This is a genomic window from Micromonospora chokoriensis, from assembly GCF_000718555.1.
GTDB classification, from domain to species: Bacteria; Actinomycetota; Actinomycetes; order Mycobacteriales; family Micromonosporaceae; genus Micromonospora; species Micromonospora chokoriensis_B.
In genome coordinates this window covers 70639-87243 of sequence record NZ_JOAN01000029.1, presented here as the reverse complement: position 1 = coordinate 87243, position 16605 = coordinate 70639, and the positions used below count along the sequence as shown (strand labels likewise).

Here is a 16605-nt window from a genome sequence, read left to right as displayed (position 1 = left end):
GCGTGGAACGCGCCCAGGCGTCGGGCCCGGCGGTGACCGCCGGGCCCGACGAGTGGCTTACTTCTTGGCCTGACCGGCGGCGACCTCTTCCGCCGTCCAGTAGCCGGAGTCGATCAGCGTCGCCTTGATGTCGTCCTTGTAGACGGTCGCGATCGGCAGCAGGTACGCCGGGACGACCTTGACACCGTTGTTGTAGGTCTGGGTGTCGTTGGCCTGCGGCTGCTTCTTCTGCAGGAACGCCTCGGCGGCGTTGACGGCCTGCTCGGCCAGCAGTCGGGTGTCCTTGAAGACCGTGGAGCTCTGCACGCCGTCGTTGATCAGCTTGATCGAGGCGATCTCCGCGTCCTGGCCGGTCACCACCGGGAGCTTCTTCGCGCCCTTGCCGTAGCCGGCGTTCTGCAGGGCGGTGATGATGCCGCGGGAGATGCCGTCGTACGGCGAGAGCACCCCGTCGACCTTCGAGCCGTCGTTGTAGCTGGAGGTGAGCAGGTTCTCCATCCGCTTCTGCGCGGTCTCCTGCTGCCACCGCAGGGTGGCTACCTGCTCGGGGGTGGTCTGCTTGGACTTGACGACAAGCGTGCCGTTCTCGATGAACGGCTTCAGCGTGTCCATCGCGCCGCTGAAGAAGTACTGGGTGTTGTTGTCATCCAGCGACCCCGCGAACAGCTCGACGTTCAGCGGCCCCTTGGCCGTGCCCTTCGAGCCGTCCTTGTTCAGCAGGCCGAGGCCGACGAGCAGCGCGGTGCCCTGGGCGACGCCAACCTTGTAGTTGTCGAAGCTGACGTAGAAGTCGACGTCCTTGCTGCCACGGATCAGCCGGTCGTAGGAGATGACCGGGATCTTGGCGGCTGCGGCAGCCTGCAGCTGGCTGCTGAGCGCGGTGCCGTCGATCGCCGCGAGGACCAGGACATCCGCGCCCTGGGTGATCATCTGGTCGACCTGCTGCGACTGCGTGGGGATGTCGTCGCCCGCGTACTGGAGGTCGACCTTGTAACCCTTGGCCTCGAGCTTCGACTTGACCGCGTTGCCGTCGGCGATCCACCGCTCCGAGGTCTGGGTCGGCATCGACACACCGATGGTCAATTCGCTGGGCTTCTCGCTGCCGGTCTTCTCACCGCTGCCAGCACCCCCGCCACTGCACGCCGCCAAACTCAGCGCCAGTGCCGCGCCGCCGAGAGCAACCAGGAATTTCCTGCCCACGGGCTTCTCCTCTCTGGACTCCCCCGCCGACTGCCGGGGCCAACTGTCATCTTTCGGGTAGTGTTAGCGCTCACATAGACTGCGTCAACACCTGATCCGAAATACGGGTGTCACGGTCTCGTAACGGAGCATCCAGGCGAGCGTAGCCATCCGGTCGATCCGCCGAAAGGGTACGACGCGGCGACTCTGCGCGCGCGTCGGTGCCCCCGCACAGACCGATGCCCGCGGACGACGAGTGTCGTCCACGGGCACCAGCTCGACCACGGATCAGGTGGGTCGCCGTGACCTGAGCGGTCGGCGAACCCGATCGGCTACCGCCGCGACCACCGCTGGTTCGCCGCCGCGGTGCAGGTCCAGAGGATCACCGTGGTGCCGTTGGCCGTGCCGTTGGCGTTGACGTCCAGGCAGAGCCCCGACTGCGTGCCACTGATCGTGCCGTTGGCGTTGACGGTCCACTGCTGGTTGGTCCCACCGTTGCAGTCCCAGATCTGCACCTTGGCGCCGGCCGTGGCGTTGAGGGGAGCGTCCAGGCACTTGCCGAGAGCCTGCAGAGTCTGACCGTTGACGGTCCAGTTCTGGTTGGCGGCGCCGTTGCAGTCCCAGATGACCGGCTGGGTGCCGTTGGCCGTGTTGCTGTTCGGGACGTCCAGGCAGCGGCCGGAGGCGGCGCTGGCGAAGGCGCCCGACGTGGTCGGCGGCGGGGTCGTCGGAGGAGTCGTGCCGCCACCGCTGACCCGGTACACCACCGTGCCGTGCGCGGGGACGCTGGCGCTGATGGTCCCGCTGCTGGAGCTGGTGCCACCGGTCCACGCGTCCACAAGCGTGAACGACGAGCCGGACTTGCCGATCGCCGCCGCCGTGGTCGAGATCGTCGTCGTCGAGCCACCCTGGTTGAACAGGGCGACGGCAACGTCGCCGTTGGCGAGCCGCTTGGCCAGCACCCGACGCGTGCCGTCGAAGGACACCTGCGCACCCTGCAACCCGAGCGAGTCCTGGTTGATCGCGATCAGGTTGGCGTTCTTGAGGATGGTCTGCGTCGCGGCGTTCATGTTCCGTACGTCGTTGCCGGCGATCAGCGGAGACGCCATGATCGCCCACATCGCGAAGTGGCTGCGCATCTCCGTGTCGTTCATGCCACCGCGACCGACCTCCATCATGTCGGGATCGTTGAACCCACCCGGCCTCGCGTAGGACGCCAGCGGAACGGTCACGTTGATGATGTTCTGGATGCCCATCGGGTAGCCGTTGCTCTGGCCGGTGTCCCACGCGTTGGTGATGTCCTCGGTGGTTCGCCACATGTTGGCCACGTCGCCCCAGTTGCGCTGCGGGCCGGTCTTGGCGTGGATGCTGTTGGGGTTGATGCTGTAGACGATCGGTCGGCCGGTGGCGGCCAGCGCGTCACGCATCTTGGCGAAGGTGGTCACCTGGTCGTTGATGCTGCCCTCCGGCGAGCACCAGTCGTACTTGAGGAAGTCGACGCCCCAGGCGGCGAACTGGCGCGCGTCCTGCACCTCGTGGCCCCGGCTGCCGGTGGCGCCAGGGTAGGCGCCGAAGTACTGCGCGCAGGTCTTGTCGACCGGCACCTGGTAGATGCCGAACTTAAGGTTGCGGGCGTGCAGGTAGTCACCGAGCGCCTTCATTCCGCTGGGGAACCGGCTGGGGTCGCCCTGGATGTTGCCGGAGCTGTCCCGGTTGGGGTTGAACCAGCAGTCGTCGACCACGACGTAGTTGTAGCCCAGATCCCGCATTCCGCTGCTGACGATCGCGTCCGCGGTCTGCCGGATCAGCGCCTCGTTGATGTTGCAGCCGAACGAGTTCCACGAATTCCAACCCATGGGGGGAGTGCGCGCCACTCCGTTGTCAAGTGCCTGCGCCGCAGGGGCGCGAAGGGCGACCAGGGTGCCGGCGAGCAGTAGGCCGGCCGCCAGTACGCTTCCCCAGCGTCGACCTCGGGTGCTGCGGTTCATCGAGCCTCCTTGTCGGTGGCGCCCGACCCTGGATACGATCTTTGATCGGTGCGCCGATAGTTGGACGCCAATTTTTGTTAGCGTTAACAGAGACGCCCATCATGTTACGGCGACATTTCATGAGGTTCAATACCTTCGCGTCATCCACATTGCTGGGCATCGATAGCGGGCAACAGAGCGCCCATCGAGTAGCGTCTTATCACCACCGGAGCCGAGAAATAGCGCAGGCTGGCGCCCGCCAGAGGCGTCACACACCGCTCGGCGCAGAGCTGCGGCGGGGCTAAGGCCCTCCCCCCACGCCCTCTGGTTGGGCCGGCCGTCAGCGACGCGGTGGGGCGACACTCTCGCGGGCGACCAGGGTCGGGGCGACGGTCTGCCGCAGCGCCCCGCCGGTGCCCGACTCGATCTGGGACAGCAGCATCTGCAGGCTCGCCCGCGCCACCGCGTCGAAGTCCGGTCGGACGGTGGTCAGCGGCGGAATGAAGTACGCCGCCTCCGGCACGTCGTCGAAGCCGACCACGCTGATCTCGTCCGGCACCCGCCGGCCAAACTCGTGCAACGCTCGCAGCACGCCCAGCGCCAGATGGTCGTTGGCGGTGAAGACGGCCGTTACCTCCGGCATCCGCGCCAACATCTGCCCACACCGGTAACCGGACGCCGCAGACCAGTCCCCCGGCATCAGCGGAGGCGGATCCAGCCCAGCGGCCAGCAGCGCCTGCCGCCAACCGTCGATCCGACCGACGCTGTCGAACCAGTCCGATGGCCCGGAGACGTGCCAGACCGTGCGGTGCCCGGCATCGAGCAGGTGTTGCGTCGCCGCCCGGGCGCCCGCCACCTGGTCCACCGTCACCAGCGGCACCGGCCGGCTCGGGTCACCGTCGACCGTGACCAGCGGGACATCCTTGGGTAGGCGTTCCAGCGCCTCACCGGCCGACTCGACCGGGGCGATGACCACGATGCCGGCGACCCGGTGCGACAGGTGCCGCTCCACGGCCGCCGAGATGGAACGGTGGTCCAGGTTGCGTACGCTGCCGACACTCACCGCGAAGCCCTCTTCGGCGGCGGTCTGCTCCAACGCGGCCAGCAACGAGGCCGGGCCGTAGAGCGTCGTGTTCTGCGCGACCACGCCGATGACCTGTGATCGACCGGTCACCAGGGCGCGTGCCGCGCCATTGGGGCGGTAGCCGAGTTCGGCGATCGCCGCCCGCACCCGAAGCCGGGTCTGCTCACGGACGTTGGGGTGCCCGTTGAGCACCCGCGACACCGTCTGATGGGAGACACCGGCGAGACGAGCAACGTCCGTCATCGCGGGACCGTGGACGGCCATTTCACTCCCCCCGCTACATCGCCGGCCCGCAGCCTGTCGACGTCGACTGGAGCGGACCGGCCCGATCCCCCTCGCTCAGTCACCACGCCGGTGCTGAATCCCAGGTGACCAGCGCTGGATCGCCGACAGTCTACGCCAGCAACGGCCTCGGACACGGCATGGCTGTGCGGGGACTGCGCGACGCGTCGGAGCCGCACAGCGCGCCGCCCACCAGGAGTACGCAGTCCATCCGGTGTCGGTCCCGGCCCGCCGTGCCACACCGGCCTGCCCTGCGCTCCTGAACAGAGCGTGGAGCAGGCCGGTGAGGACCTGACGCGGTGGCGCGGACTCGGCGTGCCGGCGGACACGCGTTGCCGGCGCCACCGGTCAGACCGATCGTGGTGTGACTGGTGTCACGGCGTGGTCAGATCGAACCGCCGCACGGTGACCGCGCCACCGAGCGCCTGTGTCGCGTGGTTGAAGATGGCGAATCGGTAGCCCATGAAGAACTGCCAGTTGTTCGCCAGCGTCAGGGCATTGCCGAACGAGGTGAAGTTGACCCCGTCGGTGCTGTACGAGAATCGGGCCTGCCGGCCGGATCCGGGTCTGATGTCTGCGTTGGCACGCAACCAGATCCGGCCACCGGAGACGGCGGTGCTCGCCACCTCGCTGCCGGTGCTTGTGGTGTTCCAGCTGCCGTCCATCGTCAGGCCGTTCTGCATGACCAGCCGCGTGGATCCGTTGTCCCGTCGCACTCCGATCCAGGCCGACGAGTTGCGCAGCACCGCCAGGCCGGTGCGGTCACCGTCGCGCATCGTGGAGTAGTCCAACTCGATTGTCGCGGTCGAGGTGGGGCCCTGGATGCGGTGGGTCAGCGTGTTGCGCGCCTTGTACAGGTCGCCGGTGACGGTGGCGGCCTGCAGGTTCAGCCCGTTGTTGACCGACCACTTGCTGTTGTCCGGGTTGTGGTTCCACTCCCACTGCGGGCCGAGGGTGGTGCCGGCGAACGTGTCGGTGCCGGTGAGCGGCTTGACCGCCCGGGGCGGCGCGGGCAGGTTCGGCTTCGGGTACGAGGAGCCCCACGTGCCGTTGACCGTCTGCAGCACCGGCCAGCCGTCGCCGGTCCAGGTGATCGGCGCCATCGCCGGCATCCGACCACCGGGGTACGCGTCGACGAAGGACATGTAGTACCAGTCGCCGTTCTGGGTCTGCACCAGCCCACCCTGGTGCGGCACACCGCCGCCGGAGATCGGGCCGGGCAGGTTGAGTAGCACCTGACGCTGCTCGTACGGGCCGAACGGGCCGTTCGTCGACTTCAGCACGTACTGGCCGTTGGCCGGGCGGGTGAGCCAGATGTAGTAGGCGCCATTGCGCTTGTAGAAGCGGGCGCCCTCAAGCGTTCCGATGCTCGACGGCGTGGTGTAGACCTGCTGGGCGCGGACCTGGGACTTCCCGTCGGCGGAGAGCTGGGCGACGCTGATGGTGCCGTTGCCGTACGCGATGTACGGGGTGTCGTTGTCGTCGAACAGCAGGCCGGCGTCGTAGTAGCAGTTGGGGATGGTGGCGTGCTTGCTCCAGGCGCCGTCGACGGCGGACGCGGTGTAGATGTGGGTCTGCGCGAAGTCGATGCACCCGGCCCAGTAGTACGTCCGGTTGCTCGGCCGGTAGTTCAACGTCGACGCCCAGATCCCGTCGACGTACGCGTTGCCACCGCTCATGTCGTACTTCGACCCGAAGTCGAGCTTGGGCACGGAGTGCCCGGCGAACTCCCAGTTGACCAGGTCGTACGAGCGCAGCACCGGAGCGCCCGGCGAGTAGTGCATGGTGGACGCCGACATGTAGTAGGCGTTGTCCACCCGAATGATGTCGACGTCGGCGAAGTCCTGCCAGACGACCGGGTTCGAGTACGTGCCGTTCGACGGGGGCGGCGTGGTGGGCGGCGGCGTCGTGGGGTTACCTCCGCCATCGACGCGAACGAGCTGCCACTGCTGGTTGGTGCCGTTCCAGTCGTCGTACTGCACGATGTTTCCACCGTCGGCGGTCGAGGCGCTCTGCACCTCCATCACCTTGTTGCTGTTGCGGTTGATCAGCCGGACGTAACCGCCGTCCGAGTCGGCCAACCGGAACTGCTGGTTGGTGCCGTTGTTGTCGGCCCACTGCACGATGCTGGCGCCGTTGGCGGTCGAGAAGCCGGAGACGTCCAGCACCTTGCCCGACAACCTCGACTTGAGCCGGTAGTAGCCGCTTCCGGAGTCCACGAACTGCCACTGCTGCTGATTGCCGTTGTTGCGCGTCCACTGGGTGATCCGCGCGCCGTCGTTCGTGGCCAGGTTGTACACGTCCAATGCCTTGCCACTGTTGCGGTTCACCAACACGTACCAGGCGCTGGTGTCGACCGTTGCCGCTGACGCGGGCGCCGCGGCCACCGCCGCAGCCGCGCCACCGACCACCAGCACCATCGCGGCGACGGCGAGTCTCGACAGCCACCCGCGCCGTCGTGGCGCACCCCGGGGAACCCGACCGATGGAAAGCATGATCCTCCTCTGCTGACGCGAACCGTGCGGTCTGGGCCGGCGTCCGCGGCACCGGGCGGGGCACCGAGCTGACCAGGCCCGGCCATGTGATCGCTAACACCGATCGCCCGACCGCTGCGCTGACGAGATGCCGAAACCGCAGGGTAGGACGCGCGCGTGGCCGGACCAGCCAACGACATCGACCATCTTGGTTATAAACTGTGAGCGATAACATGCTGTTAGTCAAGGCGTAACACAACCGCCTCGTGGCCCTGCTGGCGCGCACGCGAACGGGTGGCCCACCCCGGCCCGCAGGCAGGGATGGACCACCCGTTTCCAGGGCGCTCCGGCAGCGCGAATCAGAAGCCGCGAGCCAGCCGGTAGTAGGCCTGGTTCCAGCGGATCTCGTCGGCGAAACGGCGGGGCTGCGTGTCAGCGTCGATGACGACCAGCTCGGTACGGCTCATCTCCGCCAGGTCGTGCAGCTCCTCCACACCCACCGCCTGCGACAGCACCGTGTGGTGCGGAGCCCCGGCGGTGATCCACGCCTCGGCCGAGACCGGCAGGTCGGGACGCGGACGCCAGACGGCACGGGCGACCGGCAGCCGGCGCAGCGGTTGCGGCGGGGACACCACGTCGATCTCGTTGGCCACGAGCCGGAAGCGCTCCCCCATGTCGGCCAGCCCGAGCACCACCGCCGGACCGGGCGCGGCGTCGAACACCAGCCGGATCGGGTCCTCCCGCCCACCGATGCTCAGCGGGTGGATCTCCACGTTGGGCACGTCGGAGGCGATGGTCGGGCAGACCTCCAGCATGTGGGCGCCGAGCACCAGCTCGTTGCCCGGGGTGAGGTCGTAGGTGTAGTCCTCCATGAACGACGTGCCGCCGCTCACGCCCACCGACATGGCCTTGAGGGTGCGGACCAGGACCGAGGTCTTCCAGTCGCCCTCGCCGCCGAAGCCGTAGCCGTCCGCCATCAGCCGCTGCACGGCGATGCCCGGCAGCTGGCGCAGCCCGCCGAGGTCCTCGAAGTTGGTGGTGAAGGCCCGGAACCCGCCCGCGTCCAGGAAGGCGCGCATGCCCAGCTCCAGGCGTGCGGCGTACCGCAGCGAATCGTGCCGCTCACCCCCGGGCAGCAGCTCGCCGACGATGCGGTAGGTGTCCTCGTACTCCTTGACCAGGTCGTCCACCTGCGCGTCGGTGACCTCGCCGACCACCTCGACCAGGTCGTTGACGCCGTAGGTGTTGACCGAGACCCCGAAGCGCAGCTCCGCCTCGACCTTGTCGCCCTCGGTCACCGCGACGTCGCGCATGTTGTCACCGAAACGGGCCAGGCGCAGCGACCGCATCGCCGACCAGCCCAGCGCGGCACGCGCCCACGCCCCGACCCGAGTGGTCACCCGCGGGTCGCTGACGTGCCCGGCCACCGTCTTGCGGGCCACGCCGAGACGCGTCTGGATGTACCCGAACTCGCGGTCGCCGTGGGCGGCCTGGTTCAGGTTCATGAAGTCCATGTCGATGTCGTTCCACGGCAGCAGAACGTTGGCCTGGGTGTGCAGGTGCAGCAGCGGCGTCTGCAACGCGTCCAGACCGGAGATCCACATCTTGGCCGGCGAGAACGTGTGCATCCAGGCGATGACCCCGATAGCGCCCTGAGCGGCGGCATCCCGGCAGACCTGCAGGATCTCGCCGCTGTTGGTCAGGACGGGCTTCCAGACCACGCGGGCGGGAATCTGCGGTGAGTCGTCGAGCGCGGCCGCGATCTGACGGGACTGCTCGGCCACCTGGCGGAGCGTCTCCTCGCCGTACATGCCTTGGCTGCCGGTGAGGAACCAGATCTCGGGTGCTGTGTGTGGTGCCATGGGGTTGCCTTCCGCGAGAGGGGCGGTCACTTGTAACGAATTCCGATGAGGCGCTGCAGGAGGATGAACGCGAAGAGCAGACCGCCAATCACGATCTTGGTCCACCAGGAGTTGAGGCTCCCGTCGAAGGTGATGAGGGTCTGGATCACGCCCAGGACCAGGACGCCGAGCACCGTGCCGAAGACGTAACCCGCGCCGCCGGTGAGCACCGTGCCACCGATGACGACGGCGGCGATGACGTCCAACTCCATCCCCACAGCGATCAGCGGCGCGCCGGAGAGAGTGTAGAAGGAGAGCAGGATCCCGCCGATGGCCGAGCACAGACCACTGATCGTGTAGACGGCGATCCGGGTCCGCGCCACCGGCAGGCCCATCAGCAGCGCCGACTGCGGGTTGCCGCCGATGGCGTACACGTTGCGGCCCAGCCGGGTGTAGGCCAGCGTGTACGCGGCCACGACGACCACGGCGAAGGCGATCAGCACGCTGATCGACACGAAGTTGCCCTGGGGGTTGCCGATCCGTTCCTGCGACATCGAGGTCCAGAACCCGTCGGTGATCGGGATCGACGCGCCGGAGATGAACGTGCACATGCCCCGGGCGAAGAACATCCCGGCGAGCGTGACGATGAACGGCTGGATCTCGAAGAAGTGGATGATGCAGCCCATCACCAGGCCGAGCGTCGGGCCGATGAGCAGGGCGATCACCAGCACCAGCGCCGCCGGCATACCGTCTTTGAGCAGCGCGGCCGACACCATCGCCGTCATGGCGACGACCGACCCGACCGACAGGTCGATGCCGCCGGTGAGGATCACGAAGGTCATCCCCACCGCGACGACGAGCAGGAAGCCGTTGTCGATGAAGACGTTGAAGATGACCTGCACGTTGGAGAACGCGGTGTACTGCGAGACGCCGATGCCGTACATCACCAGCAGCAGGGCGAGCGTCGCCAGGACCGGTATCTGCTTTCTCGGCAGCCGGAACCGGGCACGACCGGCGGTAAGCGTTCCAGTGGTCATGCCGGCACCTGCTCCTTCGGCTTGTCGGCAATGGCGGCGGGCGGCGGAGCGTGGCGCCTACGGCGGCTGAACCGGGCCCGGAAGGCCGGTGCCTGGATGAGGCAGACGGCGATGACGACGACCGCTTTGAACAGCAACGACGTCTGCGGTGAGATGTCCATGGCGTACACCGTGGTGGTCAGGGTCTGGATGATCAGCGCACCGATGATCGTGCCGCTGAGGAAGAACCGGCCGCCCGCGAGGGACGTACCGCCGATGACGACCGCGAGGATCGCGTCCAGCTCCACCCAGAGACCGGCGGCGTTGCCGTCGGCGCTGGAGACGTTGGCCGTCATCATGAAGCCGGCGACCGCGGCGCACGCGGCGCTGATCACGTACGCCAGGAAGATGACCCGGCCGGACCGGATGCCGGCGAGCCGGCTGGCCGTGGCGTTGCCACCCACCGATTCGATGATCATGCCGAGCGCGGTGCGCCGGGTGAACGCGGCGACGAGCAGGGCCGCGGCGAGCGCGATGAAGATGGCCAGCGGCAGGGTCAGCGCATGACCCAGGCCGATCGCCCGGTACGGCTCGGAGTTGATGGTGATGATCTGGCCCTCGGTGATCAGCTGGGCGAGACCCCGACCGGCGACCATCAGGATCAGGGTGGCGATGATCGGTTGAATACCGATCACGGCCACCAGCACCCCGTTCCAGGCGCCGAGCACGAGCGAGACCCCCATCGCCATCGCGAGAGCGGTCACCACCACGCCAACGCTGTTCTGGTCGGGCTGCTTGCTGATGTACATGCAGGCGATCGCGCCGCTGATCGCGCAGAGCGAGCCGACCGACAGGTCGATGCCGCCGGTCGAGATGACCAGGGTCATGCCCAGCGCGACGAGGATCAGCGGCGCGCTCAACCGCAGGATGTCGATCGGCGTGCCGTACAGGTGCCCGTCCTTGAGCTCGATGGACAGGAACCCGGGCCGGTAGATCGTGTTCGCGGCGAGCATGACGAACAGCACGGCGGCGGGCCAGAACAGCCGGTGACCGGTCATCGTCCGGTAACGGCTCATGGTGTCGTTCATCGGTCTGCCTCCTCCCGGTGGGATCCGCTGGCGATGGTCTGCATGATGCGGTCGGCGTCGAGGCTGTCGTCGTTGGCGAGCTGCGCGACCATCTGCCGGTCGCGCATCACGGCCACCTTGTGGCTGAGGCGCAGCACCTCCTCCAACTCGGCGGAGATGAACAGCACCGCCATGCCCCCGTCGGAGAGCTGCGCCACGAGCTTCTGGATCTCGGTCTTCGCGCCGATGTCGATGCCCCGGGTCGGCTCGTCGAGGATCAGCAGTCGTGGCTCGGTGATCAGCCACCGGGCCAGCAGCACCTTCTGCTGGTTGCCGCCGGAGAGGTTGCGTACCGGCACCTCCGGGTTCGCGGGCCGGATGTTGAGCGCCTTGACGTACTTGTCGACCAGCTCGTCCTGGCGGCGACGCGGAATGGGCCGCAGCCAGCCGCGGGCCGCCTGCATGGCCAGGATCATGTTCTCGCGGACCGACAGGTCGGCGACGATGCCCTCCGCGCGGCGGTTCTCCGAACAGAAACCCACGCCGTGGTCGATGGCCTGGGCGGGGGTGCGCAGGCTGCTCGCCGTGCCGTCGATCGCGACCTGACCACCGTCGGTCCGGTCGGCGCCGAACAACAACCGGGCGACCTCGGTACGCCCCGAGCCCAGCAGGCCGGCCAGGCCCACCACCTCGCCGGCGTGGATGGTGAGGCTGAACGGCGCGACCGCGCCGGCCCGACCGAAGTTCGACACCGCCACCAGGGGGGTGCCCTCCTCCAGCGCGGCCAGGTCCCGTCGGGAGTGCTCCTCGATGCCCTCCAGGACATCGAGCTCCTTGCCGATCATCTTCTCGACCAGAGAGAGCTGAGGCAGCTCAGCGGTCTGGTACTCACCGACGAGCCCGCCGTTGCGCAGCACGGTGATCCGGTCGGCGATCTCGTAGACCTGGTCGAGGAAGTGGGTCACGAACAGGATGGCGATGCCCTCGTCGCGCAGTTGCCGCATGATGCGGAACAGCTGCGCCACCTCGCCGGCGTCGAGGCTCGACGTCGGCTCGTCCAGGATCAGCACCCGGGCCTTGATGTCGATCGCGCGAGCGATGGCGACCATCTGCTGGATCGCCAGGGAGTACGAGCCGAGCGGCGCGCTGACGTCGAGGTCGAGGTCGAGGCGGGCCAGCAGGGCGCGGGCGCGGCGGCGGACCTCACCCCAGCGGACGGCGCCGAGGAGCCGAGGTTCCCGGCCGATGAAGATGTTCTCTGCCACCGAGAGGTTGGTGCAGAGGTTGACTTCCTGGTAGACGGTGCTCACCCCGGCGGCGTTCGCCTGCATCGGCCCGGTGAAGGAGGCAGGCTCGCCGTCGAGGGTGATCGTGCCCTCGTCGGTGTCGTAGACACCGGTCAGCACCTTGATGAGGGTCGACTTGCCGGCACCGTTCTCGCCCATCAGGGCGTGCACCTCGCCGGGAAAGAGCTGGAAGTTGACGTTGTGGAGTGCGCGCACCCCGGGGAAGGACTTGCTGATCCCGGTCATCGTCAGGACCGGACGGCTATCCGTCATCCCATCAGACCTCTTCTGGGTTGTCGACACGGAGAGGCCGCTACGCGCCCGCAGCGCCCGCCCGGTCGTCCCTGGGGGTCGCTCGGGCGGGCGTGCTACGGGGGTGGTCGCGGGCCAAGCCCGGTCCGTTGCGGGTATGGAGGCGACGCGGCGGGGCCGCCACGCTAGCGCGGCGACCCCGTCGTCGATCAGTACTTACGGTTGGGCAGAGCTTCCTTGGCCTGCGCCTGGGTGAAGGTGGTCTCCTCGGTCTCGATCCGAGCAGGCACCTCCTGGCCGGCCTTGACCTTCTTGGCCAGGTCCATCAGCTGCGGGCCGAGCAGCGGGCTGCACTCCGCGATGAAGTTGAACTTCCCGTCGGCGAGCGCCTGCATGCCGTCCTTGACGGCGTCGATCGTGATGATGGTGATGTCCTTGCCCGGCACCTTGCCAGCCGCGGTGATCGCCTCGAGAGCACCCAGGCCCATGTCGTCGTTGTGCGCGAACAGCACGTCGATCTGCTTGTTGGCCTTGAGGAACTGCTCCATGACCTGCTTACCGCCGGCCCGGGTGAAGTCGCCCGTCTGCGAGGCGATGACCTTCAGGTTCGGGTTGGCGGCGATCGCCTCACCGAAGCCCTTCTTACGGTCGTTCGCCGGCGCCGCGCCGGTGCTGCCCTGCAGCTCGACGATGTTCACCGGCCCCGAGGCGGTCTTCTTCTGCTCGACCAGCCACTCACCCGCGAGCCGGCCCTCCTTGACGAAGTCCGAGCCGAGGAAGGTCTTGTACAGCGACTTGTCGGCCGAGTCGACCGAGCGGTCGGTCAGGATGACCGGGATCTTGGCGTCCTTGGCCTCCTTGAGCACGGTGTCCCACCCGGACTCGACCACCGGCGAGAAGGCGATCACGTCGACCTTCTGCTGGATGTAGTTACGGATCGCCTTGATCTGGTTTTCCTGCTTCTGCTGCGCGTCGTCGAACTTCAGCTCGATCCCGGCGGCCGTGGCGGCCTCCTTGATCGAGATGGTGTTCGCGGTACGCCACCCGCTCTCCGCACCGACCTGGGAGAAGCCCATCGTGATCTTGCCGTCGTCCTTGGTGCCGCCGCCGCCGGTGTCGCTGTTACCGCAGGCCGCCACGCTACCGACGAGCAACACGCTGGCGAGGGCCGCGGCAGCGCGCCACGAAGCGGAGTGCGATCGCATCTTTCTCATCAGATCTCCTTGGCTCGGTGTGGTGGGTAACCGCGCCAGACCGCCGAGGTGCAGAAAGCGGCATACGCGGGTGGTGCGTGCTGCTACTTCGGTGGTGCAGACCGACGGGTTCCGGCATGGCCGGCAAGCGGTCAGGAACCCGCCGGTGGGACTGGTTGTTGACCGTAGACGTTCTGGTAACGGTCATAAAGAGCGTCGATGTCCGCCTGTGCCATCGGCACCGGCTGCCCGAGCGCGCGGGCCAGGTGCGCCGTACGCGCCACGTCCTCACACATGACCGCGGCCTTCACCGCCGCGCGGGCGTCCCGGCCGATGGTGAAGACACCGTGGTTCTGCATAAGCACCGCGGGTGAGCGGTGCCCGGAGAGCGTGGCGACGATGCCCTTGCCGATGTCGTCGCCACCGATCAGGGCGAACGGGCCGATCGGGATCTCCCCGCCGAACTCGTCGGCCTGCGCGGTGAGGTGACAGGGGATGGACTCCCCACACGCGGCCCAGGCGGTCGCGTATGAGCTGTGCGTGTGCACGACCCCACCGACCTCGGGCATGGCCCGATAGACGTAGGCGTGGGCCGCGGTGTCGCTGGACGGGGCGAAGTCGCCCTCGACGAGAACGCCGTCGAGGTCACACACCACCATCGTGTCCGCGGTGAGGTCGTCGTAGCTCACCCCGCTCGGCTTGATCACCATGAGGTCCTGACCTGGGACCCGCGCGGAGACGTTGCCGGAGGTCCAGGCGACCAGGTTGTACCGGGTCAGCTCGGCGTGCAGGCGGGCTACGGTCTCGCGCAGCTCGCGGATCTGTCGGTGCGACTCAGCGCTCATGCGACAACCTCCAACGGGGCCTCGTGCGTCGCGGCGGTCTCGGCCGCCGCGTTGCGGATCGCTCGCAGGCGGAGCATGACGTCGTTGCCGCCACGCCCGAAGTGGTCGTGCAACGCCCGGTATTCGGCGTACAGGGCGTCGTAGGCGCGCGCCCGCTCGGGATCCGGTCGGTAGACGGCCTCGTGCACCCGGCCCATCGCCTGCGACGCCTCGTGGATCGAGGGGAACTCGCCGGCGGCGACAGCGGCGTGGATCGCCGAGCCCAGCGCCGGCCCCTGCGCCGAGGCGATGATGTTCAGCGGTCGCTTGGTCACGTCGGCGTAGATCTGCATCAGCAGCGCGTTGGAGGTGAGACCACCGGCGACCACCAGGTCGTTGATCGCGACTCCGGCGTCGACGAACGCCTCGATGATCATCCGCGTGCCGTACGCGGTGGACTCCAGCAGTGCCCGGTAGATGTCCTGCGGCCGGGTGGCCAGGGTCATTCCAACGATCATCCCGCTGAGGTCGTGGTTGACCAGCAGGGAACGGTTGCCGTTCCACCAGTCCAGGGCGATCAGGCCGTGCCCGCCGACGGGCTGGCTCGCGGCCAGTTCGGTGAGGCGAACGTGTGAGTCGATGCCGGCCGGCGCGGCGTGCTTCACGAACCAACCGAAGATGTCACCGACGCCGCTCTGCCCGGCCTCGTAACCCCACGCACCGGGGCTGATGCCGCCATCCACGACACCGCACATGCCGGCCACCTCGGCGACCTGCGCGCCGTTGACGACGTGGCAGGTCGAGGTGCCCATGATGGCGACGAGTCGACCGGGCTCCACCGCCTGCGCGGACGCCGCGGTGACGTGCGCGTCGACGTTGCCGACGGCCACCGCGATCCCCTCCGGCAAACCGGTCCACGCGGCGGCCTGGGCGGTGAGCGCGCCGGCCCGGGCACCGAGGGGCAGCAACGGACCGTCCAGCTTGGACACGAAGTCGCCGAAGTCGGGGTTGAGCGCGGCCAGGAAGCCCTCGGAGGGGTAGTGACCGTCCTGCAGGATGCCCTTGTAGCCGGCCGTGCAGACGTTGCGGGTCTCGGCGCCGCAGAGCTGCCAGACGATCCAGTCGGCCGCCTCGATGAAGCGCTCGGCCCGGTCGTAGACCTCCGGGTCCTCCTCCAGGATCTGCAGGCCCTTGGCGTACTGCCACTCGGCAGAGATCTTGCCGCCGTACCGGCCGATCCACGGCTCGGCCCGCTCGTGGGCCAGGGCGTTGATCCGGTCGGCGTGCGGCTGCGCGGCGTGGTGCTTCCACAGCTTGACCCAGGCGTGCGGTCGGTCGCGCAGCTCGGGCGTCTCGCACAACGGAGTGCCGTCGGCGAGCGTGGGCAGCACCGTGCAGGCGGTGAAGTCGATGCCGATGCCGACCACCGCCGCCGGGTCAACCCCCGCGGCGGCCACTGCCGCCGGGACGGCGTACCGCAGCACGTCGCGGTAGTCCTGCGGGTTCTGCAGGGCCCAGTCCGGGGGTAGCGATCGACCTCCCGGCAGCGCCGTGCTGATCACGCCATCGCCGTACTCGTGCACCGCGGTCCCCAACTCGGCACCATCGCCGACACGGACCACCAGAGCTCGCCCGGACAGGGTGCCGTAGTCGACACCGACGACGTACCGGTCGTCAGCTCCATCCACACGGTTCATGTTCACCTCCACCGTTAACGGGGATAGTGTTAACGCTCACATCCAGCCTCGTCAAGACATCTAGGCGCAACAGCTCCGTAACGGAACACCGCAGGCGGACCGACTCGGGAGGGTCCTAGCGGATCGGTGCAAAGCGCTCGATTCCGGCGTCAGCCATGGCCGGCAGGCGACGCGAGGCGGGCTGCCGCGCCGAGTGACTGCCGACCGGACACCCGTCCACAGGCAGCGCGACAGGTCCAGCACTCCGTACGCCGCGGATCGACCGTCCGATCACGACCGCGTGTCGCTCGGCGGCGATGGCAGCGATAACATCGCCGTGCCGCCCCGCCCCTGCGCGCAGATCGCGCAACAGCCGCCGGGCACCGCGCGGGCTCACCGGCGAGCGTCCCGAATGGCGACGCGCGGGCCGCCCAGCCGGGCGCCACTGCCGTGTTATCGATAAC

Annotated in this window: 11 protein-coding genes; all 11 read right to left on the bottom strand. The window is 68.2% G+C overall.

The window, feature by feature from the left end; translation table 11 throughout:
- Positions 1–57: 57 nt before the first annotated feature.
- Positions 58–1200 carry a multiple monosaccharide ABC transporter substrate-binding protein gene (gene chvE / locus IF46_RS0129405; protein ID WP_030491657.1) on the bottom strand — a complete coding sequence of 381 codons (1143 nt, stop codon included), beginning with the start codon at positions 1198–1200 and terminating at the stop codon, positions 58–60.
- A 311-nt stretch (positions 1201–1511) separates the two neighbouring features.
- Positions 1512–3167, bottom strand: a complete 1656-nt coding sequence (locus IF46_RS0129400; protein ID WP_030491656.1) for a glycoside hydrolase family 27 protein — start codon at positions 3165–3167, stop codon at positions 1512–1514.
- Between the two features lie 319 nt (positions 3168–3486).
- Complete coding sequence (locus IF46_RS0129395; RefSeq protein ID WP_198041565.1) at positions 3487–4473, bottom strand: LacI family DNA-binding transcriptional regulator; 987 nt, start codon at positions 4471–4473, stop codon at positions 3487–3489.
- Between the two features lie 413 nt (positions 4474–4886).
- The gene (locus IF46_RS0129390; protein WP_030491654.1) at positions 4887–7007 is read right to left on the bottom strand and encodes a family 43 glycosylhydrolase; all 2121 of its coding nucleotides are present in this window, start codon (positions 7005–7007) and stop codon (positions 4887–4889) included.
- A gap of 338 nt (positions 7008–7345) precedes the next feature.
- Complete coding sequence (gene araA / locus IF46_RS0129385) at positions 7346–8848, bottom strand: L-arabinose isomerase (RefSeq protein ID WP_030491653.1); 1503 nt, start codon at positions 8846–8848, stop codon at positions 7346–7348.
- 26 nt (positions 8849–8874) lie between these two features.
- Positions 8875–9864 (bottom strand): galactofuranose ABC transporter, permease protein YjfF, encoded by a 990-nt coding sequence (gene yjfF, locus IF46_RS0129380; protein ID WP_030491652.1) that lies wholly within the window; start codon positions 9862–9864, stop codon positions 8875–8877.
- Positions 9861–10931 carry an ABC transporter permease gene (locus IF46_RS0129375; protein ID WP_030491651.1) on the bottom strand — a complete coding sequence of 357 codons (1071 nt, stop codon included), beginning with the start codon at positions 10929–10931 and terminating at the stop codon, positions 9861–9863. Before IF46_RS0129375 ends, yjfF begins: the two co-directional genes overlap by 4 nt.
- A complete protein-coding gene (locus tag IF46_RS0129370; RefSeq protein WP_030491650.1) occupies positions 10928–12469 on the bottom strand; it encodes a sugar ABC transporter ATP-binding protein in 1542 nt (513 codons plus the stop codon). The genes IF46_RS0129375 and IF46_RS0129370 overlap by 4 nt, the downstream gene beginning before the upstream one ends.
- A 188-nt stretch (positions 12470–12657) precedes the next feature.
- Positions 12658–13662, bottom strand: coding sequence for an ABC transporter substrate-binding protein (locus IF46_RS0129365; protein ID WP_420063603.1), 1005 nt, complete (start codon positions 13660–13662; stop codon positions 12658–12660).
- 131 nt (positions 13663–13793) lie between these two features.
- Positions 13794–14486, bottom strand: coding sequence for an L-ribulose-5-phosphate 4-epimerase (locus tag IF46_RS0129360; RefSeq protein ID WP_030491648.1), 693 nt, complete (start codon positions 14484–14486; stop codon positions 13794–13796).
- On the bottom strand, positions 14483–16162 hold the full coding sequence (araB, locus tag IF46_RS0129355; RefSeq protein ID WP_030491647.1) for a ribulokinase: 1680 nt from the start codon (positions 16160–16162) through the stop codon (positions 14483–14485). Before araB ends, IF46_RS0129360 begins: the two co-directional genes overlap by 4 nt.
- Between the last annotated feature and the right edge of the window lie 443 nt (positions 16163–16605).